Annotated in this window: 22 protein-coding genes; 15 read left to right on the forward strand and 7 right to left on the reverse strand. The window is 45.7% G+C overall.

Annotated elements, in window-relative coordinates; translation table 11 throughout:
• Nucleotides 1–141 precede the first annotated feature (141 nt).
• Nucleotides 142–426 (forward strand): hypothetical protein, encoded by a 285-nt coding sequence (locus tag MKY99_RS08865; RefSeq protein WP_042186490.1) that lies wholly within the window; start codon nt 142–144, stop codon nt 424–426.
• 360 nt (nt 427–786) lie between these two features.
• Here the strand turns inward: MKY99_RS08865 and MKY99_RS08870 are convergent, their stop codons facing one another.
• Together MKY99_RS08870 and MKY99_RS08875 are read right to left on the reverse strand one after the other, a co-directional pair.
• Nucleotides 787–927 (reverse strand): hypothetical protein, encoded by a 141-nt coding sequence (locus tag MKY99_RS08870; protein ID WP_179085720.1) that lies wholly within the window; start codon nt 925–927, stop codon nt 787–789.
• Between the two features lie 104 nt (nt 928–1,031).
• Entirely contained in the window at nt 1,032–1,865 is an 834-nt protein-coding gene (locus MKY99_RS08875) for a hypothetical protein (RefSeq protein ID WP_339269954.1), read from the reverse strand.
• Nucleotides 1,866–2,042: 177 nt separating this feature from the next.
• Here MKY99_RS08875 and MKY99_RS08880 point away from each other — a divergent pair, with 177 nt between their 5' ends.
• Nucleotides 2,043–3,377, forward strand: a complete 1,335-nt coding sequence (locus MKY99_RS08880) for a DRTGG domain-containing protein (RefSeq protein WP_042186494.1) — start codon at nt 2,043–2,045, stop codon at nt 3,375–3,377.
• Nucleotides 3,378–3,472: 95 nt separating this feature from the next.
• Here MKY99_RS08880 and MKY99_RS08885 read toward each other — a convergent pair whose 3' ends face one another.
• The 3 genes from MKY99_RS08885 to MKY99_RS08895 all read right to left on the reverse strand — a co-directional run bounded on the left by MKY99_RS08885 (nt 3,473) and on the right by MKY99_RS08895 (nt 4,715).
• Nucleotides 3,473–3,793, reverse strand: coding sequence for a YtpI family protein (locus tag MKY99_RS08885; RefSeq protein ID WP_280786982.1), 321 nt, complete (start codon nt 3,791–3,793; stop codon nt 3,473–3,475).
• An 86-nt stretch (nt 3,794–3,879) separates the two neighbouring features.
• Nucleotides 3,880–4,386 (reverse strand): hypothetical protein, encoded by a 507-nt coding sequence (locus tag MKY99_RS08890; protein ID WP_283911060.1) that lies wholly within the window; start codon nt 4,384–4,386, stop codon nt 3,880–3,882.
• A 5-nt stretch (nt 4,387–4,391) separates the two neighbouring features.
• Nucleotides 4,392–4,715 (reverse strand): YtrH family sporulation protein, encoded by a 324-nt coding sequence (locus MKY99_RS08895; RefSeq protein WP_042186502.1) that lies wholly within the window; start codon nt 4,713–4,715, stop codon nt 4,392–4,394.
• A gap of 325 nt (nt 4,716–5,040) precedes the next feature.
• Between MKY99_RS08895 and MKY99_RS08900 the strand changes: the two genes are divergently transcribed.
• From MKY99_RS08900 to pyk, 6 genes are all read left to right on the forward strand, one after another.
• Nucleotides 5,041–8,679: a DNA polymerase III subunit alpha gene (locus tag MKY99_RS08900; RefSeq protein ID WP_339271562.1), complete on the forward strand. Its 3,639-nt coding sequence runs from the start codon at nt 5,041–5,043 to the stop codon at nt 8,677–8,679.
• Between the two features lie 74 nt (nt 8,680–8,753).
• Nucleotides 8,754–9,254, forward strand: a complete 501-nt coding sequence (locus tag MKY99_RS08905; RefSeq protein WP_076300905.1) for a phosphatidylglycerophosphatase A — start codon at nt 8,754–8,756, stop codon at nt 9,252–9,254.
• Between the two features lie 146 nt (nt 9,255–9,400).
• Entirely contained in the window at nt 9,401–9,589 is a 189-nt protein-coding gene (locus MKY99_RS08910) for a hypothetical protein (protein WP_042125966.1), read from the forward strand.
• 72 nt (nt 9,590–9,661) lie between these two features.
• A complete protein-coding gene (gene accD / locus MKY99_RS08915; RefSeq protein ID WP_042186509.1) occupies nt 9,662–10,555 on the forward strand; it encodes an acetyl-CoA carboxylase, carboxyltransferase subunit beta in 894 nt (297 codons plus the stop codon).
• Between the two features lies 1 nt (nt 10,556).
• The gene (locus tag MKY99_RS08920) at nt 10,557–11,558 is read left to right on the forward strand and encodes an acetyl-CoA carboxylase carboxyltransferase subunit alpha (RefSeq protein WP_042186511.1); all 1,002 of its coding nucleotides are present in this window, start codon (nt 10,557–10,559) and stop codon (nt 11,556–11,558) included.
• 332 nt (nt 11,559–11,890) lie between these two features.
• Entirely contained in the window at nt 11,891–13,309 is a 1,419-nt protein-coding gene (pyk, locus tag MKY99_RS08925; protein WP_042186514.1) for a pyruvate kinase, read from the forward strand.
• A gap of 172 nt (nt 13,310–13,481) precedes the next feature.
• On the opposite strand, the gene MKY99_RS08930 is transcribed toward pyk, so the two are convergent.
• Complete coding sequence (locus tag MKY99_RS08930) at nt 13,482–14,153, reverse strand: G1 family glutamic endopeptidase (protein WP_339269964.1); 672 nt, start codon at nt 14,151–14,153, stop codon at nt 13,482–13,484.
• 133 nt (nt 14,154–14,286) lie between these two features.
• Here MKY99_RS08930 and MKY99_RS08935 point away from each other — a divergent pair, with 133 nt between their 5' ends.
• From MKY99_RS08935 to MKY99_RS08945, 3 genes are read left to right on the forward strand one after another with little or no spacing between them, the layout of a single operon-like run.
• Entirely contained in the window at nt 14,287–15,468 is a 1,182-nt protein-coding gene (locus MKY99_RS08935; protein ID WP_339269966.1) for an MFS transporter, read from the forward strand.
• Between the two features lie 37 nt (nt 15,469–15,505).
• The gene (locus MKY99_RS08940) at nt 15,506–16,033 is read left to right on the forward strand and encodes a thioesterase family protein (protein WP_042186522.1); all 528 of its coding nucleotides are present in this window, start codon (nt 15,506–15,508) and stop codon (nt 16,031–16,033) included.
• The gene (locus MKY99_RS08945; protein WP_042186523.1) at nt 16,030–16,428 is read left to right on the forward strand and encodes an FxsA family protein; all 399 of its coding nucleotides are present in this window, start codon (nt 16,030–16,032) and stop codon (nt 16,426–16,428) included. The genes MKY99_RS08940 and MKY99_RS08945 overlap by 4 nt, the downstream gene beginning before the upstream one ends.
• Nucleotides 16,429–16,518: 90 nt before the next feature.
• Here the strand turns inward: MKY99_RS08945 and ytvI are convergent, their stop codons facing one another.
• The gene (gene ytvI, locus MKY99_RS08950; RefSeq protein ID WP_339269968.1) at nt 16,519–17,634 is read right to left on the reverse strand and encodes a sporulation integral membrane protein YtvI; all 1,116 of its coding nucleotides are present in this window, start codon (nt 17,632–17,634) and stop codon (nt 16,519–16,521) included.
• Between the two features lie 395 nt (nt 17,635–18,029).
• On the opposite strand from ytvI, the gene MKY99_RS08955 reads away from it, so the two are divergent.
• The 4 genes from MKY99_RS08955 to MKY99_RS08970 all read left to right on the forward strand — a co-directional run bounded on the left by MKY99_RS08955 (nt 18,030) and on the right by MKY99_RS08970 (nt 22,295).
• Complete coding sequence (locus tag MKY99_RS08955) at nt 18,030–19,142, forward strand: citrate/2-methylcitrate synthase (protein WP_339269970.1); 1,113 nt, start codon at nt 18,030–18,032, stop codon at nt 19,140–19,142.
• A 251-nt stretch (nt 19,143–19,393) separates the two neighbouring features.
• Nucleotides 19,394–20,689 (forward strand): NADP-dependent isocitrate dehydrogenase, encoded by a 1,296-nt coding sequence (gene icd, locus MKY99_RS08960; protein ID WP_042125986.1) that lies wholly within the window; start codon nt 19,394–19,396, stop codon nt 20,687–20,689.
• A gap of 62 nt (nt 20,690–20,751) precedes the next feature.
• Nucleotides 20,752–21,693, forward strand: coding sequence for a malate dehydrogenase (gene mdh, locus MKY99_RS08965; protein WP_042186530.1), 942 nt, complete (start codon nt 20,752–20,754; stop codon nt 21,691–21,693).
• Between the two features lie 173 nt (nt 21,694–21,866).
• Entirely contained in the window at nt 21,867–22,295 is a 429-nt protein-coding gene (locus MKY99_RS08970) for a hypothetical protein (RefSeq protein WP_042125989.1), read from the forward strand.
• The last annotated feature ends 44 nt before the right edge of the window (nt 22,296–22,339 follow it).

Here is a 22,339-nt window from a genome sequence, read left to right on the forward strand (position 1 = left end):
GCTACATAAATGCGTATTATTTTATATAATTTTTTGATTAGAAGTATATTTTTATGGACTTGTCTCATATTACGGGCTTCATGTTCATAGAGTAGAGATATAGATTCAATCGAATATCTTGTCTACGAGGAGCTGTTGGTTATGAGAAAAAGAAACAAGTTTAAACATGGTGTCTATCTGTTGCTGGCGTTGGCCATGCTTTTGTATGCTCTGCCGAAGTTATCGCTTGCGAATGGGCCTAGCTGGGTATTTGGTTTTGGGGTGGTCTGGTCACTTTTTGCCTTTATGGTCATTGCGGCACATCTGCATTTTATTATCGGTGTTGATGAGGAGAAGACCAAGCGTTTGGAAGCTGTGCGAAAAGCAAAATTGGAGCAATGGCAGTCCAAATGGAAAGAAGAAACTAGAGTTACACAAAGATCATAGAATTGGGGTAGCTTCCTTAAGTAACTTGATTTGATATTCCCGTGAAAAGTGCTGAATTAGCTAAAAGGGGGGTATAAATCCCCTAAATTCCCGTGAAAAGCGCCGAATTAGCAAAAAGAGGGGTATAAATCCCCTATATTCCCGTGAGAAGCACCGAATTGGCGAAAAGAGGGGTATAAATCCCCTAAATTCCCGACAAAAGCGCCGAATTAGCAAAAAGAAGGGTATAAATCCCCTAGATTGCCGTGAGAAGCACCGAATTGGCGAAAAGAGGGGTATAAATCCCCTAGATTCACAGAAAAGCCCACTAGCTTAAGCCAGTGGGCTTTAAAATTGCCCCGCAAAGCAGGGGGATTAAAGTTATCTTGCACCTGTAAAAGGATTGATCTCATCCGAGAGATCTTTTCCAGCTTTCTTTTCTTCTGCAGATATCCGTTTACCTAGAGCCGCGTAGTACCACACCGCAGGAACGAGAATCGCGAGTATAAAAAGAAATTGCATAAAGTCATCCCCTTTCACCTCTCCATCATAACATATTTTTCCTTTTTTCTTAAGGGACTATTCTCTATTCGCCTACCCACTACCCAGGTTGTCTAACAAACGGGTTACTCTTTACTGGCAGAGCATTCTACTTCAAATACATAACTGGCGCTCCCCTGAGGCCATCTTGCTTGGATTATATACAGATGTTTTCCGCTACCTGCTGCGAGTTGAAAACTGTTATTTTCTACGGAAAGAGCTTCGTCCGGACGTTCCTCACCAGGAAATGAAGCCACAACCTCTATCTCCTTGGGTGCAGATGAGAATTTGAGTTTTACCTGATCTCGGCTGGTGGCTTTGGGATGTACCTTCTGTTTGGTAACTAATTGATCGTAAGTAGCCATATCTACACAGACGCCTTTGCCATTGTCATTCCAGCAATAAGAGCCTTGAATGGCAGCGAATTGCTCATCGCCAACAGTAACTTGAACGTTAGGGGGCCGTGGGTTAGTAGTGTCTGCTGGAGAATTCTTATCTTCTTTAACAGTCGATTGGAATAAGTCCAACAGATCTTTTTTGCTGATATCTGAAAGACGATAGTGACCCATTTGACCCGATTTAATGAGTAACCCACTGTTGCTTCCGACGATCCAAAAAGAGAACTCATAACTTATGCCGTCCTTCATGTTTACGGTGGTTCTGTAATCGCTTGGAGCAATATCTAGTTGTCCTTTATCATATTCAGCAGCAGTTATGGCTTGAACGAAACGTTCCAAGGATGATGCTTCATTAATAGTCGTCACCGGCTGGTCTTTTTCTATTAAGTTAATAGAAACTATATTTTGTGCATCCAGCTCTATTTGGCTTGATTGTTTTACTTCGGTTCTCGCATTTCCACAGCCGATCAGTCCTATGAAAAGCAAAGTAATGGTAAATATTATTAACATGGTCTTGTTCATATCCACAATGCTCCTTTCCTCTTTCTTTAACTCTCAGACTATAAAAAAGAGGAAAAGGTTGCTAAATAACAGGCAATTAAATTCGAATTCGATGCTTATGAATCGGTTGTACTGTGCCATTCTCTCCGTGTATAATGAGTACAGTATAGTACAGATCGGAGTACGGGGGTGTAACAGTTGGAAGGTCAAGGCGATGCAATTACTAAACACGAGCAACTGCTGCAGCATATTGAAAGTCTTAAGGTAGGCTCCAAAATATCTGTTCGTAAGCTTGCAAAAGAAATGTTGGTCAGTGAGGGAACGGCTTATCGTGCCGTTAAGGAAGCTGAGAATCTTGGAATTGTAATTACGAAGGAACGGATTGGTACAGTACGTGTAGAAAAGAAGCCTCGTAACATTTCTGAACAGCTGACGTTTGGTGACGTGGTTGATATTGTGGAAGGTCATGTTCTCGGCGGGGCTAGCGGACTGAGTAAACATCTACATAAATATGTAATCGGTGCGATGAAGGTCGACGCGATGATTCGTTATATAGACGCAGACAGTCTGCTTATTGTGGGTAACCGCGATGATGTTCACTCCTTGGCGCTAGAGCAGGGTGCCGGAGTTCTGGTTACAGGCGGTTTCGGGACGAGTCGTGAAGTGAAGGCATTAGCCGACGAACTGGATCTCCCCATCATTTCATCAAGACATGACACGTTTACCGTGGCATCAATGATTAACCGAGCGATTTTTGATAGATTGATTAAGAAAAAAATTATGCTGGTAGAAGATATTGTCGACAGCAAACCGCGTATGATTACGTTAAAAATTTCAAGCACCGTAGGTGAGCTACGACAGATTTCAGAGGAAACTGGAGAGCAACGTTTTCCCGTTACAGATGAATGGAACCGAGTGATTGGGATTATCGGCCGACGCGAAGTAGAGAACCTGACAGAAGGGCAAAGTATTGAAAAGGCTATGGTTCGGAGTCCGGTTACCGCTGCGCTGCATACCTCACTAGCTTCAGCTGCGCAGATCATGATGTGGGAAGGTGTCGATTTTCTCCCCATTGTAGACCGTAACCGCAAATTGGTGGGCTCCCTAACCCGTAAAGAAGTGCTGCAAAGTCTGCGAGATGTCCGTAACACTCCACAGCTTGGGGAGACCTTCGATCATCTCATCTGGAACGGTTTTGCGGATGAGCGGGATGAAGAGGGACGATTGTTTTTTCACGGCTTTATTACGCCTCAGATGGCCACAGACCTTGGTACCATTTCTGAAGGTGTATTGTCTACGCTAATGACGCTCTCTGCGTTTAAAGCAGCTAAGGATATTACAGGAAATGACTATGTATTAGATAATATGTCCACCTATTTTATCCGGCCGGTACAGATCGAACATGCGATTATTGTAATGCCGAGACTGCTCGAAATTAGTCGCCGTACATGTAAGCTTGAAATAGAGATCAGCTATTCGGATACCCTGGTAGCGAAAGCTGTCCTGATGCTGCAATCCATTGATCACGGCTAATAGATAATGAATCACAAACATGCTAAATAGACTGCCCTCAACGATGATAGTGAGGGTAGTCTATTTTATTCTTGTAACCCTATCAGAGGGATAGTCTAGGCTTTCGACTGGTGTTGTTCCTGGCTACGGCTACGGCTGTAATAACTATAGCTGCGTATTCCTGAGAAGATGTTAAACACACCGATTAGAAGAAAGGCAGCTTCAACAATGATATTAATGGTGGAGCCGCGAAATAGAAACATGGAAATCAGGGAGAGTGTTACGAGCATTGCACCCAGCATCACATTCATGACGGAGCGTTTTAGCCCCTTATCTTGGGGATTTAAGGCACGGCGAGAGGATAAGCTGTACACAGCGGCACCGATTACAAAGATCACCAGCAGGATAAACAATAAGTACTTGATAAATAAAACCATGGACAGCCAGCTCCTTTATCATGTCGTGAAAAACCTTGAAGTAATTTCCACTTTTGTCTGTCCATTATTGTATCACACGATGGTTGTTAGTTGCGCTTAAAAGGACTGATTTCCACCCAGATTTGCAGAACACCTTCCATGACGAGCATCGTCCGGATTTTGACAGAGTATTCTTTATCCCGCACAATGTAAAGTTTTCCATCCAGCAGCAGTCTAACCAGTTTACTGTCTGTGTCAATATCGAACATGCTGCGGCCACGCATCGGCTCCAGATCTGATCGTATTTCACTAAGTATTAATTTTAAAGTTACGGGGTCAACTGAGGGTGAGCCTTCTGCTTGGGCTTTGCTTTCCTCTGATCGAATTTTGATTTCTCTGATTACCGTAGAGGTATTATTGTATTTTTTGAGTGTTTTAATATCCTCTTGATATTGCTCGATCTGTGCACGCAGGTCTGCATTATTCAGCCATAACACGTTAAATCCAACATGGTATATAGCATTGTATATGACAGCTCCTACGACGATCCCCAGCATGAATATAGCGGAAATTTGGGTGAATCTACGAAAACGACTGAATGGTGGAACTCTCACTGGCGTTACCCCCTGCCGCACACCCATTTTACTAGCTCGCTGCCCATATGAGCTCCGAGAAAAGCGAAGGCAATATACATGATTTGCTTGATGGCGGGGGAGAGGTTACCTCCAATCACATTGCTTTCAATGACCCGTAAAGGGTCCATAGTACCCCCTACAGCGGCGGCAAGTGCCCATATTTTAATCCGGTCTGCTACATCTAGCATTGTTTGCGTCGGTGGTTGCAGGGATACTACGGCGCCGATTCCGCCGACCATAGCTCCGCCAAGTACGATGCCGAAGGCGATAAAGAAATCGAGGATGGCTTTGCTCATAAAAATGCTCATAAAGGCCCCTTCCCGGACGAGGCATCTCTAATCGTTGCCTGTCCATGTGCTCTTAATCCATTCTATGGGCGGGTCCCCCTTTAATATGATAAAATAGTTTCATCTTATAGTGCGAGTTCAAAAAGTACGGTTTTCAGCACCGAGAAGATTGAAAGAAGGTAGAAAATGAGGAGCGGAGCGTAGTGGAAGCTACGTGAGCATCGGAAGTTTCGCCTGAATCCAATATTCGATGTCGAGTAAGCTTCTTGGGTTACTTCGTGATCAAAAGCGGACTTTTTGAACAACTATTTATGTTTGATTTTTGTAGTAGAAAGGAAGTGGGATGATGAGCCCTTTCGTGCATTTGCATGTGCACAGCGAATACAGTTTACTGGACGGGGCGGCGCGCATTACCGATCTCGTGCGCCGGGCCGGCGAATACGGCATGAAGTCGCTGGCGCTTACGGATCATGGAGTGATGTATGGGGCGATCCCCTTTTATAAAGCGTGTAAAGAGAATGGAATCAAGCCGATTATCGGCTGTGAAGCCTATTTAACCGCGGGCTCTCGCCGTGAGCGAGGCAGTCGTAAAGATCAACCGATTTATCACCTGATTCTGCTCGTCAAGAATGAAACCGGCTACAAGAACCTGATGAAGCTGATCTCTATCGGTCATCTGGAAGGTCATCACTATAAACCTCGTATTGATATGGAGGTTTTGGCCGCTCATTCGGAGGGGATCATATGCCTCAGTGCCTGTCTTGGTGGCGAAGTGCCGCAGCATTTGTTGCATGGAAGAGATGACGAGGCGCGAAAAGCTGCGCTGCGATATAAGGAGATTTTTGGCGAAGACTTCTACCTGGAGCTTCAAGATCACGGAATTTCCGAGCAAAAGCGAGTAAATCCGAAGCTGATCGCACTTGCCAAGGCCTGTGAGATCCCACTTGTAGCTACGAATGACGTTCATTATTTAGCCAAGGAAGATGCAGAGGTACAGGATGTTCTGATCTGTATTGGAACAGGTAAAACTGTGGATGATGAGGAACGGCTCAAGATCGGAACAGATCAGCTGTTTCTCAAAAGCAGTGATCAGATGGCGGCGTTGTTCCCGCATGTGCCTGAAGCTATCAGTAACACGCTATTGATCGCAGAAAAATGTAATTTGGAGCTTACCTTCGGTCAACACATTCTGCCTGCCTATTCACCAATTCCAGAAGGTAAGGACTCCGCTGCATATTTGCGAGAGTTGTGCTTTAAAGGGCTTGAAGAACGGTATATAGACACACCGCTTTGGGCATCAACTGAGCAAAGAGAAACCGCTGAAAAGCGTCTTGCCTATGAGCTTGGCGTCATCGAGAATATGGGTTTTAGTGATTATTTTCTAATTGTGTGGGATTTTATCGCTTATTGTCATCGTCAGGGGATTGCTACTGGTCCGGGCCGGGGTTCTTCCGCGGGGAGTCTTACCGCTTATTCCCTACGAATCACGGATGTAGATCCGCTTAAGTATAACTTGCTCTTTGAACGTTTCTTAAATCCAGAACGGATCACGATGCCGGATATTGATATCGATTTTAGTGATGAGCGTCGTGATGAGGTTATCGCTTATGTGGTGGAGAAATACGGCAAAGAACATGTGGCACAGATCATTACGTTCGGAACCATGGCTGCACGGGCTGCAGTTCGTGATGTGGGCAGGGTACTGAATTTACCTTATAACGAGGTAGATAAGGCTGCCAAGCTCATCCCAGGACAACTAGGTATCAGCCTTGCTAGAGCACTAGAGACTACTCCAGACCTTAAAGCGCTGTATGACAGTAATCCGAAGATCAAAGGCTTGCTGGATATGGCAATGAAAGTGGAAGGTATGCCTCGTCATGCTTCGACACATGCTGCCGGGGTTGTTATTTCCAAAGGTCCGTTAACTGATGCTGTACCCCTTCAAGAGGGCAACGAAAGTACAGCGTTAACTCAATACTCTATGGAGCATTTGGAAAGTGTTGGGCTGCTGAAGATGGATTTTCTGGGCCTGCGTACTTTGTCGATTATCGAACGCTGCATGAATTCGATTAAAGAAATGAGTGGCAGTGTTCCAGATTTTAAAATCATACCAGATCATGATCCGCTCACGTATGAAATGTTAGGTGCTGGTGAGACGACTGGGGTCTTCCAGCTGGAGTCGGCGGGTGTAAGACGTGTGCTTAAGGATTTGAAGCCTAATGGTTTTGAAGATATCGTATCGGTCCTAGCCTTGTATCGTCCGGGTCCGATGGAGTTTATCCCGAAATATATAGCAGGTAAGCACGGTCAGATCGAAGTAGAGTATCCGCATCCTGATTTGAAATCTATATTAGCGGATACCTATGGGATAATTGTGTATCAGGAACAGATTATGCAGATTGCTTCACTTATGGCTGGATTCTCGCTTGGTGAAGCGGATCTGCTCCGCCGAGCGGTTTCTAAGAAGAAGCGCGAGACGTTGGATAAGGAACGCAGTCATTTTGTACAGGGGAGCTTGCAGCAAGGATATAACGAAACGGATGCGAATGCCGTTTATGATATGATCGTACGATTTGCCGATTACGGCTTCCCGCGTGCGCATGCGGCGGCTTATGGTGTGCTGGCTTTTCAGACGGCTTATCTTAAGGCGCATTATCCGGTACAGTTTATGGCATCTATGCTGACCGCTGTGATGGGAACCCACCGTAAGGTGGCGGAATATGTACTGGACTGCCGCCGGACGGGCATCGGCGTATTACCGCCGGATGTGAATGAGAGCGGCGTACTGTTTACCCCTGTTCCAGGAGAGGAAACGGGAACAGGGCATATCCGCTTTGGGCTCGCAGCGATTAAGAACGTCGGCACGCTAGCAGTGGAGAATATTATGTCGGTCCGCAAGGAGCGGCCGTTCGACAGCCTGCTCGATTTCTGTCGACGTGTGGATCTGCGGGTCTGCAACAAGCGGGTAGTGGAGTCTTTGCTGCAGGCAGGAGCCTTTGACTGTCTGCCGGGTCATAGGGCCCAGCTGCTGGCTATGCTGGACGAGACCGTTGACGCCGCGACGAAATGGCGCAAGGAGCGGGATGAACTGCAAATTCAGTTGTTCGATGATTTGGTGGAGACGCCGAATTGGGAGATTCGCTATCCGGATATCTCTAAGTTTACAGTAGGACAGCAACTGGAGATGGAACGTGAGCTGCTGGGGCTGTATCTGTCAGGTCATCCGCTCGACGATAGTGTTGAGCTGCTTGAGGAGACGGGTATACAGCGGCTTATGGATCTCGGCGAAGCCGCAGATGAGAGCCAGACGGTTACGGCCGGCATGGTCGTATCCGTTAAGGAAATTACGACGAAGCAAGGAAAATCGATGGCCTTCATCGAATGGGAAGATCAGATCGAGCGCTGCGAAGTCGTGCTCTTCCCCGAGGTGTGGAAGCGAAGCCGCGGCTTGATTGCCAAGGGTGCGCTGCTGGCCTTGCGCGCCAAGGTGCAGCAGGAGGACGAAGGCTTCAAGCTGCTGGCCGAGGAAGTGGCGCTGCTATCCGCGGAGACACTCCGCGGCCTGCTGCAGCGCCGTAGTGCCGCTGCGTCCCGCCCGTATAGCGCAGGACGCTCGGCCTCAGCAGGAGCGCCGCCGCGTGGCGCGGCTCCTGCTTCGCGGGCTAGCGGGGCCGCCACTGGCCCCGCTGGCAGACCTGCAGGCGGCGCAGCTGCGCCTGCAACACCTGCACCGGCCGCTGCGCCAGCGCCGGGCTCAGGCCAGCGTGTCTTTATCAAGATCACGCCGGCCGCCGAGAATGCTGCGCAGCTGTCGCGCCTGAAGGAGCTGCTGCAGAATCATCCAGGCCCAGTAGCGACGATTCTGTTCTACGAACGGGATCAGAAGCTCCTGGCCCTTAGCGATAATTATCGGATTAAGCCTACCGAGGAGCTATTCGCGGCTATCGAGTCTATGCTGGGGGCAGGTACCGTAAGAATAAAATAAGAACAATTCCACCCTTTTCCGCATACATTAGGAAACCACAGGGCGAATCCCTGGGCGGAAAGGGGAATCACATCATGTCCTATCAAATGGCAGTTGATCTGTTGGAACGTAGAGGCGTAACACTTTCTTCCATTGCTGAAATCGTATATATTTTACAATCGGTCTATTATCCCGGTTTATCCAAGGAAGAATGCCTTTCCAGTGTGAAATCTGTATTGGGAAAAAGAGAAGTGCAGTACACGTTAATGACGGGGATCGCACTTGATGAGCTGGCAGAGAAAAGACTGCTTCCGCAGCCGCTCCAGGCAGTAATGGAAGCGGATGAATCACTTTATGGAGCGGACGAGACTCTAGCCCTTGGCATCACAGGGGTATATGGGATGATCGGACTTACAGGATTTGGGTACTTGGACAAAATAAAGCTTGGAATCATTGGTGAATTGAACGATGATAAGGGGAGGATTCACGTGTTCTTGGATGACTTAGTAGCGGGTATCGCTGCAGCTGCTTCTGCTAGAATCGCTCATCGGCAGGAAGGGGCAAAAGTATATCCTCTGGTCACGGATACGGAATAAATGACCCGATTCATTTCGTTTGAACGAGTTCCTCAGTCTTGCTTCCTTTGCCCTACGCCTGTTGCGGGAAAAAAGTAAACTGTGTTATCATAATTCCATTATACGGGATACGGCTGGGAATTAAGATTGGGGAGGCCTTGCAAGGCATGTGGACGGTAATATATATCGCGCCGACCGCCAAAGTGGCGGATATGATTAAGAGTAAGCTGACTGAAGAAGGTTTTTTAGTAAAATGCCGTCCAATCAATATGTCCAAGCAGCAGTTTGAGATATTGGTTCCTTCGGGTGAACTGGAGGAAGTACAGGAAGTCCTTAATCTTATTCTGCATCCCTGAATTTCTATCAAGAGAAAAGTCATGACAGCGGCAAGCTGCATAACGCAAATAAACGGCTGAAGAGGTGCGGGTGTGTTCAAAGATTTATTTCAGAAGAAACGGAAGTACGCGACTATTCCTTCAGAACGTCTGGAGCGAAGCGGCGTGCCTGCAGAAGGCGAACGCCCCAAACGGGAAATTCCAGAAGGATTAATGAGTAAATGTAATAAATGCGGAACGATCCAGTATAGCAAGGAATTGGAAAAGAATCTAAAAGTATGTCCTACTTGTGGTCATCATTTGCGCTTGAACGCCGTAGAGCGTATTGCTATGACGTTAGACCCAGAGGGCTTTATTGAGTTTGATAGTGAAATGTATTCTATAGATCCGCTGAAATTCCCGGGTTATGCCTCTAAACTGGAGCAACAGCAACTAAAATCGGGACAAACTGATGCCGTGATTACGGGTCAGGGATCTATTGGCGGACATCCAGTGATCGTAGCTGTGATGAATTTCGAATTTTTCTCTGGCAGTATGGGATCTGTAGTTGGTGAGAAGATTACCCGGGCGATTGAAGAAGCCACGGAGAAGCAGCTTCCACTCCTTATTTTCTCTACTTCTGGCGGAGCGAGAATGCAGGAGAGTATTCTAAGTCTTATGCAAATGGCGAAGACCAGTGCAGCGCTTGCTCGTTTCAACGAAGTGGGCGGCCTTTATATTTCTATAATTACGGATCCGACAACTGGCGGGGTATCTGCGAGTTTTGCTAGTCTTGGCGATATTATTATTGCTGAGCCTGGGGCGGTATTCGGTTTCGCAGGACGTATAGTCATTGAACAGACAATTCGCCAAAAGCTTCCGGATGATTTCCAGACGGCTGAATTTAATCTGCAGCATGGCTTGATTGATATGGTTGTGCACCGTAAAGAAATGCGCGCCACACTGACCAAAATTTTGGAATTGCATGATGTGAAAGGGGGATTTTAGGTTGGCAGGAGAGTTGCCTTTTGAAATGCCTCTGGTTGAAATGCGCAAGAAAATTGCCGAGCTAAAGCAGTTTGGCGAAGAGAAAAGTATTGATTTTACGGATGAGGTAGCAAGACTGGAAGAACGGTACCGTGTGCTTGAGGAGGAAGTTTATTCTAATATCTCGCCTTCCCAAAAAATGCATCTAGCTAGACATCAAGGACGTCCGACTTCTCTTGATCTTATGGGGCAGATCTTCACAGATTTTATCGAGCTTCACGGGGATCGAATGTTTGGGGATGATCTTGCAATTGTAGGCGGTATCGCTAAACTTAACGGCGTCCCGGTTACGGTCATTGGCCAGCAGCGCGGTAAAGATACGAAGGAGAATATTTTACGCTTTTTCGGCAGTGCACACCCTGAGGGCTTCCGTAAGTCACTGCGTCTGATGCAGCAAGCGGACAAGTTCAATCGTCCCATTATAACCTTTGTAGATACGAAAGGTGCATATCCAGGCAATACAGCTGAGGAAAGAGGACAATCCGAAGCAATTGCCCGTAATTTACGCGAGATGTCTCAGTTTGGTGTTCCTGTAATCTGTGTGGTTATCGGTGAAGGCGGAAGTGGGGGCGCATTAGCACTGGCAGTTGGTAATAGAGTGCTTATGCTGGAACATGCCATTTATTCAGCGATATCTCCTAACGGTGCTGCATCAATTCTATGGAAGGATGCTTCGAAGGCTGATCAAGCGGCAGAAGCTATGAAGATAACGGCATCTGATCTGCTTGAAATGGAAGTCATCGAAGAGATTGTTCCTGAGCCAAAAGGCGGCGCACATCGTGATTACGAAGCTACGGCAGCTGCAATTAAGGATGCATTATGGCGTCACTTGCAGGAGCTAATTCCTCTGGACAGAGCGGAATTGAAAGAAGATCGTTATCGTAAATTCCGTAAAATTGGTGAGTTTGCTGAAGTCCAGCAGGAGCAGATTTTCCTTGAAGAAGAAGTGGAATCTGAAGTGTGAATAGTGCCTTTCCATTTGCACTTTAAGACATATAACCATACTTAGTGGACCATATTGAATTAAGTGTAAATTATACATTTTATTGGAATTAAAATAATCTCGACGCAATGCCGGGATTATTTTAATTTTTTTTGTGCGTTCAGATAATTCGAGCTCAAATTACATCTAAAAGAGCCTACAACATTGATTTTGTGTCTAAGTTGCAGTAATATTCATAAGGGCGTAGTTAAAGGCACATGTGACAAAGTTCCTATTTAATTAGTTAGCCTTGTAGTAGATTTTGTAGTTGGAAAAAGTGAGACAGAGAGAACGAAAAAACGGAGGAAAACCTAATGCGGAAAAGTAAAATTGTATGTACGATCGGACCTGCGAGTGAATCGTTGGAGAATATCAAAAAATTGATTTTGGCTGGTATGAATGTGGCCCGTTTGAATTTCTCCCACGGCGATTTTGAAGAGCATGGTGCTCGGATTAAAACGATCCGTCAAGCATCTAAGGAACTGAACAAAACTGTTGCTATCCTGCTCGATACAAAAGGACCGGAGATTCGCACAGGCAAGTTGGAAGTAGAACCGATTGAACTAGTTCAGGACGAGTACCTGACACTAACTACGGAAGAAATCCTTGGCACCCAAGAACGTATTTCCATCACGTACAGCGAGCTTCCTAATGATGTTCAAGTAGGCTCCACCATCCTTATTGATGACGGTCTGATTGGTTTGACAGTTGTCGACATTCAAGGAACTGAAATCAAGACCCGTATTGTAAACGGTGGTACGATCAAGAGCAAGAAGGGCGTTAACGTACCAGGAGTAAACATCTCCTTGCCGGGTATTACGGAAAAAGACACCAACGATATTCTTTTTGGTATCGAACAGGACATCGATTTTATCGCCGCTTCCTTCGTTCGCAAAGCTAGCGACGTTCAGGAAATTCGTGAGCTGCTTTCGAAAAACAACGCTTCTCACATTCAAATCATTTCCAAAATCGAAAACCAACAAGGTGTTGACAACCTTGATGAAATTTTAGAAGCTTCCGATGGCCTGATGGTTGCTCGTGGTGACCTTGGTGTTGAAATTCCAGCTGAAGATGTACCTTTGGCTCAAAAATTGATGATTCAAAAATGTAACGTTGCTGGCAAACCAGTAATCACAGCTACACAAATGCTGGATTCTATGCAACGTAACCCACGTCCTACTCGCGCTGAAGCAAGTGACGTAGCAAACGCTATTTTCGACGGAACAGATGCAATCATGCTTTCCGGAGAAACTGCTGCTGGTAAATATCCAGTAGAATCCGTTCTTACAATGTCCCGTATTGCTGAGAAAGCGGAGTCCGCTCTGGACCACCGTGAAATTTTCTCAAAACAACAAACTTTACAAGAAACTACAGTTACAGAAGCTATCAGCCAATCCGTTGCAATTTCCGCTTTGGATCTGAACGCTAAGGCTATTCTTTCTTCGACTGTTACAGGTCATACTGCACGCGTTGTTTCCAAATACCGTCCTAAAGCACCAATCATTGCTGTTACGACACAAGAAAGAACTATGCGTCAATTGTCCCTCGTTTGGGGCGTAACGCCAGTATTCGGTAAAGTAGCTACTTCCACAGATGAATTGCTTGAAACAGCAATCCAAGGTGGTAAGGATTCCGGTCTGGTTCAAGCTGGCGACCTAGTTGTGATTACTGCAGGAATTCCACTTGGACGTTCCGGTTCCACTAACTTGGTAAAAGTAAGCACAATCGAGTAGTACTCGACTGTGCTTTGCCTGATTCATAGTTTTTAATTAGCCAAGCCCAAACGCGGTTGGCGTCCCTAAAGGACGGTAAGCGTTTATGCGAGAAATAGAAGAGCTGTCTCAGATGTAGTGAAAATCTACAAATGAGGCAGCTCTTTTTTTTGTACTGAATCCATTTATGCTGTTAGTATATACGTTTGACGCTAAAAGAGTCCCCTCGAGGGCTTGGACTGGAAGGAACCGCAACGGTGGTGTTATTCTGGACCATGATCCCTCCATTAGAAAGAGTTAACCTAGGTCGTTTTCCATTGATTCGGCAGCAGTTGAAGCAGGTAGTGCCCACGCGGGCCAGCTTTGCGATGGAACCATCGACCTCAGGAGCCTCCATAATCCATTCGCCGGAGGTCTGCGGACCAGTATATCGCTGAAGCGTTCGGAAGGTCCAATTTCTGCTTAAATTCCGGAGTGTGATAGACCACTTCGTGTGGCTTATTTTTGTGATAGTACCCTTCATATGATCTCCGGGGTATACTGGAAAAGGGATTACGGTCTCGACGTCAGGTAGTATTTCCCACCAGGCGTAATAACGGGTAGTCCCATTTACGAATTCATGACCTGTTCCCGTCTGAATAAGGTTGCTGTTCTTGAAGCCGTCGATGCCAATCCATGCGGAGGAATAGGTGGATTTGTGGGTTGGTTTTACGTATGGGACGGTCCATTCACCGGAAATGCGATTGAAGGCACCTTTTCTACCAGTAACAGTGTAGCCACTCCAGTTCTTAGATGACCAGCCAAAGGCAGAGCTTTGTCTATTGCTCGCATTAGATTTGTCTGTTAGACAAGGATGATTTACCATGAGAGAGTTATATTTTATGCTCAACTTGTCCACCGCCTTTATAGTACTGCTATATTAAATGCGATGATTACATATGAAGTACGGGTGTTCTGTTAAAATATAAAAATATAAAGCTGGAGGACTCATAGTACAAATGGAAAAATTATCGAAGCTGCGCGGCTTTTATCTATTTTTAGGATTGGCCGGCGGTTCATTTGGCTCTTATCTTTCGCTGCTGCTGGTCCATAATGGACTTAATAGTGGACAGATAGGTATACTAATGGCAACAGGCACGCTAGTTGCAATCACCATTCAGCCGATGTGGGGGATTATCTCTGATCGGTATAATCAGACGCGTTTAGTACTAATCCTAAGTGTGGCGGTTCCGGCCTTACTAGCCGTCTTTTATCGTTCGGAATATTTCATTGTACTTCTTCTGGTGTATACGTGCTCAACGATCTTCTCCTCTACACAGGCTCCTATAGCCGATTCTTACGCGATCTCGGCGGCGAATAGAGCCGGAGCCACTTACGGTAGCATCCGGCTTATGATGAGCATTGGAGCGGCTCTGGGAGCTTATGCAGGAGGGGTGTACGTATCTACCTTCTCTGTATCCACGATATGGCTACCTTTTCTCTTTTTTAATCTGATTGCAGTCCTTATTGCGTTTACATTGCCGAAGCAGGCGGAAGAGAATCATATGATGAGGCAATCATTTACTCAGGGGGTAAGACAACTGCTGGGGAATCGGGTCTTCCTTGCGTTTTTGGGTGGCAGCTTTCTTGTGAACCAGACGATGGCTGCTTTTGGTACATACTTTGTAATTGCTTTTCAATCGGTTGGAGGGTCTACGCGCTATGCAGGGATTGCGCTCTTTCTCGCATCGGTGACGAATGTGCCTTCCATGCTGTTTGCTTCTAAGGTGATTAAGAGGTTGGGTCGTGAGCGGACCTTGCTCCTTGGGGCTCTTATTTATGTTTTGCGGTGGGGTATTCAGGTTGCTTTTCCTTATCCATCGGTAATGATCGGAGTGCAAGTGCTGCATGGTCTTTCATTTGGGTTCTTTTATATTGCTGCAGTCGAATATGTATCTCAGATCACGTCTAACGAGATGCAGGCCACTGGCCAAAGTGTATTTAATATGGTGTTTGCAGGTTTTTCTGGCATTGTCGGTAATTTACTGAATGGATTCTTGCTCAATCAAGGCGGGGTAGAAGTAATGAATCTGTCTTGTATGTTGAGCTCTATCGCAGGAGCAATGCTGCTGTTCTATGTTGCCAGAAACTCTCGGCGCAAATTATCGATGACGCTATCTTCAGGCGGGGCCCAGGCTTAACGCTTCCCTGCTGCTATGCTGAAAGGAGTATTTATAGATGGAATTAGAACGAGCTGGCTTGCCCAGCCGATGGTATAAGTCGACCCTGCGTGTTCGCTATCAGGAAAGTGATCAGATGGGTGTCGTGTATCATGCGAATTATTTGAACTGGTTTGAGTCTGGTCGTACGGAGATGTTTCGTCAGGTTGGTTTTACTTATCGCGAACTTGAGAAACAAGGCGTCCTACTTCCTGTCACCTCAGCAGATTTGCAATTTAAAAGTCCGGCGCGATATGATGATCTTATCTCCGTGTATGCGCGAATGACTACCTTCTCAGCGTTACGAGTCGTATTTGAGTATCAAGTGCGGAGGCTTTCGGAAGAAGAAGGTGGAAATTCAGAAGATTTATTGGCTACTCTAGGGGAGTTGCGGTCGATGGATCCACCTGGGGAGCTGCTGGTTACCGGCACGACAAGTCATGTTTGGGTGAACCAGGAATGGAGGCCTGCTAGGCTGGATAGAGCCCTTCCAGAGCTCTTTCACGCAATAAAAGAGGCGCTGCGGGAAGAAGGGGGTTCAGTATGATTAGAAGCAAATGGTTATGGGCTGGACTATTTATTATTCCTGCTGTGGAATTATTCGGTTTTATCTACGTAGCAGATCAACTTGGAGCATTTAAAACGTTGCTGCTTATGCTGACCACTTCAGTAATCGGTCTACTAATGATGCGATTTGAAGGTAAGAAGGTGCTGCAGGACAGCAGAACACATATGCAGGAGGGCCGCGTCCCTGGTCGGACGATGCTGGATGGTTTATGTATTTTTTTCGGAGGATTGCTACTGATATTGCCGGGTTTCGTAACCGATATTGTCGGTTTCACGCTAGTATTTCCATTGACTCGGCCTTTGTACCGTATATTTTTGCTGAAGTGGATTGAGAAGAAGATGAAGAATGGCACCTTCACCTTTTACCGTCGGTAGTATACTTTTTACAACAATAACAGAGCGGACCCTGTCATTGCTGAAGGGACCGCTCTGTTTGCTATTTTACGAATGGATGATTATCGGTTCCTATCTTAATCTGCCGCTAACAATGTAGCTGTGCAAAGCTCGGAATACGCCCGCTCGGTTAAAGGCAACAAGGACTACTAGGACAACGGGGCCGATGATCAGCCCTAGCATACCGAACAACTGCAGACCGGCGAACATGCCAATTAACATGGCAAGGGGATCGAGTCCTATGCTGCTCGCGAGCACTTTCGGCTCAAGCACCTGCCGGGTAATAAGAATAACAGCGTAAAGTATGGATAGTCCTATCCCTAGTGCCAGATTGTCCGTCATATAAGAATATAACGCCCAAGGCAGCATCACAATTCCCACACCGAGATAAGGCAGTAGATCCACAAAGCCAATCATTAAGCCGATAGCAAATGCAGACTTCACACCCAGCAGCAGCAGCCCGATTATTACAATGATCGCTGTGATGGAGATGAGGATGGCCTGGGCGCGTAGATAACCGAAGAGCGCTCTGCGTAAATCTCTCCAGATATCTGACACAGGCTTTAGGAATACTGTCGGCAGCCAGCCTGTAAGTTTATCATTATGACGCTCCCAACTCGTACTAATGAAGAAGGCAGCAAGGACAACCACGATAAGAATCGTACCCATACTAGGAAGTGCGGAGATCAGTTTCAATATTACATTAAAAAATCCCGTGACCACTTGCGTGACTGCGTAACCTACAGTTTCCGTTGTTCTGCTGATATTGCTGTCAATCGTAGCATGATAGTCAGGATTGTCACGGTAGAATTGATTAATCTGGTTGATGATGTTCTGAATGCTTGCATTCTGGCTTAAGGACATCAGAAGATCCTTCCATTGGTCGGTGTGGAGATTAAAGGTTTGCAGCAAGACGATTAATTCTTTTACGAGCCTTGTAATCATCGCGGTTAAGACTAGTGTGATTCCGCCTATGTAAAATAGCAGCGCGAGTGATACCGCAAGCCAGCTTGGTAATTTAAAGCCTTTAAGAATAAGTACTAATGGATGCATGATATATGCGAGCAGCCAAGCGAGCAACAGGGGGTATAACAGCGGAAGTAATAAATAGATTGCGAGCAGGAGGATGGAAGTTGCCAGAACGACCCACAGGCCGCGCAGCAGTCTTTTTAATACCAAACGATCCATACCGAGACCACACCTTCTTCATTCCTGCATAGACAGGGGAATAAGAGCTCGTCTTCATATATATTCATAGGATTGATTTAAAGACTAGAATGCGGGATAAATATTAGAATGGGCCGGAATCTGTAAACTGAAATGAAAAAATTGAATCAGAGGATTAGAAGTTTTTTTCTATCTCTCTGATAAAATCATTTGATGCGCTCCAAAGCTTCCACATTGTTCACATAACCGACAAAATCCAGTATGATGAATAAAGATACGAAGCATGTTGGTCATACAGCATTCCTGACGGAAATGTTCTTACACGCACTTATTAGATTTTTTAATGCTTTGAATTGGAAATGTTTTCATGGAACTAAGATTGTTTTTATACCTTGTTGGCAAAGGAGAGATATGCTATGACAGCTACCAAAGGCTTGGAAGGTATCGTTGCAACAACTTCATCCATTAGTTCTATTGTGGATGGTGTACTCACTTACCGCGGTTATAATATTGATGAACTTGCAGAACATGCTACCTTCGAAGAAACAGCTTATTTGTTATGGTTCGGCAGTCTGCCGACGGTGCCAGAGCTGGAAGCGCTCAAGCGGGATCTTAGTGCCTTCGCACAGATTCCTGAACAGGTAATCGAGCAAATGAAGCTCTATCCAAAAGACGCCAACACCATGGCAGCATTGCGGTCGGCTGTATCAAGCCTTGCTCTCTATGATGAAGCGGCTGACGATATGAGCAGAGAAGCGAACGAAATTAAGGCGGTAAAACTGCAGGCACAACTCCCAACAATTGTGGCGGCACTGTCGCGTATTCGTAAGGGGCTTGAACCAGTGGCTCCGAAAGAAGGCGTTTCTATTGCTGAGAACTTCCTGTATATGCTGTGGGGAAAAGAGCCGGACAGCGTATCTGTCAAAGCACTTGATACCGCACTTGTTCTTCATGCGGACCATGAGCTGAATGCTTCAACTTTTGCTGGCCGGGTTACAGTTGCGACATTATCCGATATTTATTCTGGGGTCACCTCCGCTATTGGTGCGCTCAAAGGCCCGCTTCACGGTGGGGCGAATGAAGCTGTTATGAAGATGCTAGAGGAGATCGGAAGTTTGGAAGCGGTTGAACCGTTTATCCGTAAGAAACTGGATAACCGTGAGAAAATCATGGGCTTCGGTCATCGAGTATATAAGAATGGTGATCCACGTGCCAAACATTTGATGAAAATGTCGCTGGAGCTTGGCACGATGAAAAATGACACCACCCTTTACGACATGTCCGTAAATATTGAACAATTGATTACCGGGCAAAAGGGATTAAGACCGAATGTTGATTTCTATTCGGCTTCTGTTTATACACAGCTAGGCATAGATCGTGAACTGTTCACTCCTATTTTTGCAATTAGCCGGACTTCAGGTTGGACTGCGCATATTCTGGAGCAATATACAGATAACCGCATTATTCGTCCACGTGCAGAATATACGGGTATGGTTGAACAGAAATACGTTCCAGTAGACGAAAGATAGAAGAGCAGCCTTGCGGGCTGCTCCTAAAGTTTAGTAGAATGAACCCTAGCAATAGTGTTTTAAATTTTTGATTTTAATGATGATGAGAGTTTTGTTCAAATATAAGAAAGTATAAGTTTCACACGATACTTTATGTCTTATATTTCTCGCTTAAACACTTACCGTCCTTATAAGGACGCCGAAGGCGTTTATGCTTGGATGCTTGTCAATGCTATTTAAATCCCACAAAACTTTAGGAGGAATACACTCAAATGTTGAAACTAGAAAAATTCGATCTACCTACAGAAGGCGAACAAATCACGATTAAAGAAGGAAAACTACAAGTTCCGAATAATCCAATCATTCCTTTTATCGAGGGTGACGGCACAGGCCGTGATATTTGGAAAGCTTCCAAGCGCGTACTTGATGCAGCAGTAACTAAAGCTTATGGTGGCACTAAGCAAATCGCTTGGTACGAAGTATTTGCTGGCGAAAAAGCTTTCAATACATATGGTGAATGGTTGCCAAATGATACGTTGGAAGCAATCCGCGAATATTTTGTGGCGATCAAGGGACCACTTACTACTCCAATCGGAGGCGGTATTCGTTCATTGAATGTAGCTTTGCGTCAAGAATTGGATTTGTATGTATGTCTGCGTCCAGTTCGTTATTTCCAAGGTGTTCCTTCTCCTGTTAAACGTCCTGAGCTGGTGGATATGGTTATTTTCCGTGAGAATACAGAGGATATCTATGCAGGGATTGAATATCAAGAAGGCTCTGCTGAAGTGAAGAAAGTCATCGAATTCCTGCAAAAAGAAATGGGAGTTAACAAAATCCGTTTCCCTGAAACTTCTGGTATTGGTATCAAACCGGTATCCTCCGAAGGTTCGAAGCGCTTGGTGCGCGCTGCAATTGAATATGCGATCAAGCACGGACGTAAGAGCGTAACGCTTGTTCACAAAGGAAACATCATGAAGTTCACTGAAGGTGCCTTCAAAAACTGGGGTTATGAAGTAGCTGAGCAAGAGTTCGGAGATAAGGTCTTCACTTGGAGTCAATATGATGTGATTAAGGAACGTGACGGTGAGGCTGCCGCTAATGCTGCTCAGAAGGATGCTGAAGCTGCTGGCAAAATCATTATCAAGGATGCAATTGCGGATATCGCGCTGCAACAAGTTCTGACTCGTCCAACTGATTTCGATGTTATTGCTACGTTGAACCTGAACGGGGATTACCTGTCCGACGCACTGGCTGCACAAATCGGCGGCATCGGCATCGCTCCTGGAGCGAACATTAACTACATTACTGGCCACGCCATCTTTGAAGCTACCCATGGTACAGCTCCTAAATATGCAGACAAAGACGTTGTGAATCCTGGTTCTGTTATTCTGTCCGGCGTAATGCTCTTGGAGCACTTGGGCTGGCAGGAAGCAGCGGACCTGATTTATAAAGGTATGGAAACTGCTATCAACAATAAGACCGTGACTTATGACTTTGCCCGTCTGATGGAAGGTGCAACTGAGCTGAAATGCTCCGCATTTGCAGACGAAATTATTAACCACCTATAGGTTAGATTAGCCTTAGCCAGATAACATTAGCCTTACCTTTATCATTTCTAGGAGGCGAATCTGTGGCGATCAAGCGTTATAAAATTACAGTGGTAGGTGCCGGTTTTACCGGCGCTACTACAGCTCTTATGTTAGCTCAAAAGGAACTTGGAGACGTTGTGCTGCTCGATATTCCACAAATGGAGAACCCAACCAAGGGTAAGGCGCTTGACATGCAAGAAGCAGGTCCTGTGCAGAGATTCGACAGTCATATTATAGGAACCTCAAGTTATGAAGATGCTGTAGATTCTGATATTGTAATTATCACTGCAGGGATTGCCCGTAAACCTGGGATGAGCCGCGACGATCTTGTGAATATCAATGCAGGGATTGTAAAGTCGGTATGCGAGAACGTAAGAGATGTGGCACCGGAATCCATCGTAATTATTTTGAGTAATCCAGTAGATGCGATGACTTATGCTGCATTTGAAGCGTTAGGCTTTCCGAAAAACCGCGTAATTGGACAATCCGGTGTGCTGGATACAGCGCGTTACTGCACTTTTATTGCACAAGAGCTGAACGTATCCGTTGAAGATGTACGTGGTTTCGTAATAGGCGGACACGGGAATGATATGGTACCGCTCGTTCGTTATTCTAGTGTCGGAGGCATTCCAATCGATACATTGATTCCTACGGATCGTATTGAGGAGATTGTGAAGCGTACACGTGTGGGTGGCGGGGAAATCGTTGACCTTTTAGGAAATGGTAGTGCGTATTATGCTCCTGCAGCCTCTTTAGTTCAGATGACGGAAGCGATCTTGAAGGATAAGAAACGGATCATTCCGGTTATTGCCTTGCTTGAAGGCGAATATGGTTATGACAATCTGTTTCTGGGCGTTCCAGCTCTTCTTGGTGCGAATGGGATTGAGAAGATCTTTGAATTGGAGCTTACGGCTGAGGAGAAAGCGGCTTTAGATAAGTCCGCAGAGTCCGTACGTAGTGTAACAGCAATATTATCTGTGTAGATTGTGTCAGATGAAAGGGGAGGGTCCCGAAGGCCGTGAAATGGCTTAAGGGCGCTCTCTTTTTTTATATCAACAACTTCAAAGAATGGACACCTAAGTTGCTTTTCTTATTCTAATATTATGGGTATAATTATATGTAACTATTATCACAGTTAAATTGGAGGAGATATGATATGGATTGGAACGTTTTGTTTTTCTTACATATGATCGGGACGTTGGCACTAGGATTTTACCTTGTACTGCCTTTCATCATCGGTCGTGCTGAAAAATTGTCGCCTGCAGCAAAAGAAGGTACGTTAAGTGCAGTTACTGGATTTAACCGCTTTGCACAGTACGGTTTAGTGATTCAACTACTTACAGGTGGTTACATGATGACCAAGGGTGATTATTCTGTAGCATGGATGATCATTATCGTTGTATTGTTGCTAGCAATGTTTGCGCTTGGTGGTATTATGAGCAAGCCTTTGCGTCTTGCTGCTGCTGGAATTCGTGAGAACCGTGATGTCAAAGCAGAAACAGGCAAATTGCGTACGCTTAGTGCGCTGTTGTCCGTGTCATTGCTGCTGATGGTATTCTTCATGGTATTTAACGATATTATTTAATCTGTACGACTATGAGCCCGCTTCCGTAAAGGAGAGTGGGTTTT

It is taken from the genome of Paenibacillus sp. FSL R5-0470, assembly GCF_037975205.1.
Lineage (GTDB): Bacteria > Bacillota > Bacilli > Paenibacillales > Paenibacillaceae > Paenibacillus_AQ.

Excerpts from the sequence above, each read along its gene's own strand:
- MKY99_RS08865 (WP_042186490.1), top strand. The coding sequence starts at position 142 with ATGAGAAAAAGAAACAAGTTTAAACATGGTGTCTATCTGTTGCTGGCG.
- MKY99_RS08870 (WP_179085720.1), bottom strand. The coding sequence starts at position 927 with ATGCAATTTCTTTTTATACTCGCGATTCTCGTTCCTGCGGTGTGGTAC.
- MKY99_RS08875 (WP_339269954.1), bottom strand. The coding sequence starts at position 1,865 with ATGAACAAGACCATGTTAATAATATTTACCATTACTTTGCTTTTCATA.
- MKY99_RS08885 (WP_280786982.1), bottom strand. The coding sequence starts at position 3,793 with ATGGTTTTATTTATCAAGTACTTATTGTTTATCCTGCTGGTGATCTTT.
- MKY99_RS08895 (WP_042186502.1), bottom strand. The coding sequence starts at position 4,715 with ATGAGCATTTTTATGAGCAAAGCCATCCTCGATTTCTTTATCGCCTTC.
- MKY99_RS08900 (WP_339271562.1), top strand. The coding sequence starts at position 5,041 with ATGAGCCCTTTCGTGCATTTGCATGTGCACAGCGAATACAGTTTACTG.
- MKY99_RS08905 (WP_076300905.1), top strand. The coding sequence starts at position 8,754 with ATGTCCTATCAAATGGCAGTTGATCTGTTGGAACGTAGAGGCGTAACA.
- MKY99_RS08910 (WP_042125966.1), top strand. The coding sequence starts at position 9,401 with ATGTGGACGGTAATATATATCGCGCCGACCGCCAAAGTGGCGGATATG.
- pyk (WP_042186514.1), top strand. The coding sequence starts at position 11,891 with ATGCGGAAAAGTAAAATTGTATGTACGATCGGACCTGCGAGTGAATCG.
- MKY99_RS08930 (WP_339269964.1), bottom strand. The coding sequence starts at position 14,153 with ATGGTAAATCATCCTTGTCTAACAGACAAATCTAATGCGAGCAATAGA.
- MKY99_RS08935 (WP_339269966.1), top strand. The coding sequence starts at position 14,287 with ATGGAAAAATTATCGAAGCTGCGCGGCTTTTATCTATTTTTAGGATTG.
- MKY99_RS08940 (WP_042186522.1), top strand. The coding sequence starts at position 15,506 with ATGGAATTAGAACGAGCTGGCTTGCCCAGCCGATGGTATAAGTCGACC.
- MKY99_RS08945 (WP_042186523.1), top strand. The coding sequence starts at position 16,030 with ATGATTAGAAGCAAATGGTTATGGGCTGGACTATTTATTATTCCTGCT.
- ytvI (WP_339269968.1), bottom strand. The coding sequence starts at position 17,634 with ATGGATCGTTTGGTATTAAAAAGACTGCTGCGCGGCCTGTGGGTCGTT.
- MKY99_RS08955 (WP_339269970.1), top strand. The coding sequence starts at position 18,030 with ATGACAGCTACCAAAGGCTTGGAAGGTATCGTTGCAACAACTTCATCC.
- icd (WP_042125986.1), top strand. The coding sequence starts at position 19,394 with ATGTTGAAACTAGAAAAATTCGATCTACCTACAGAAGGCGAACAAATC.
- MKY99_RS08970 (WP_042125989.1), top strand. The coding sequence starts at position 21,867 with ATGGATTGGAACGTTTTGTTTTTCTTACATATGATCGGGACGTTGGCA.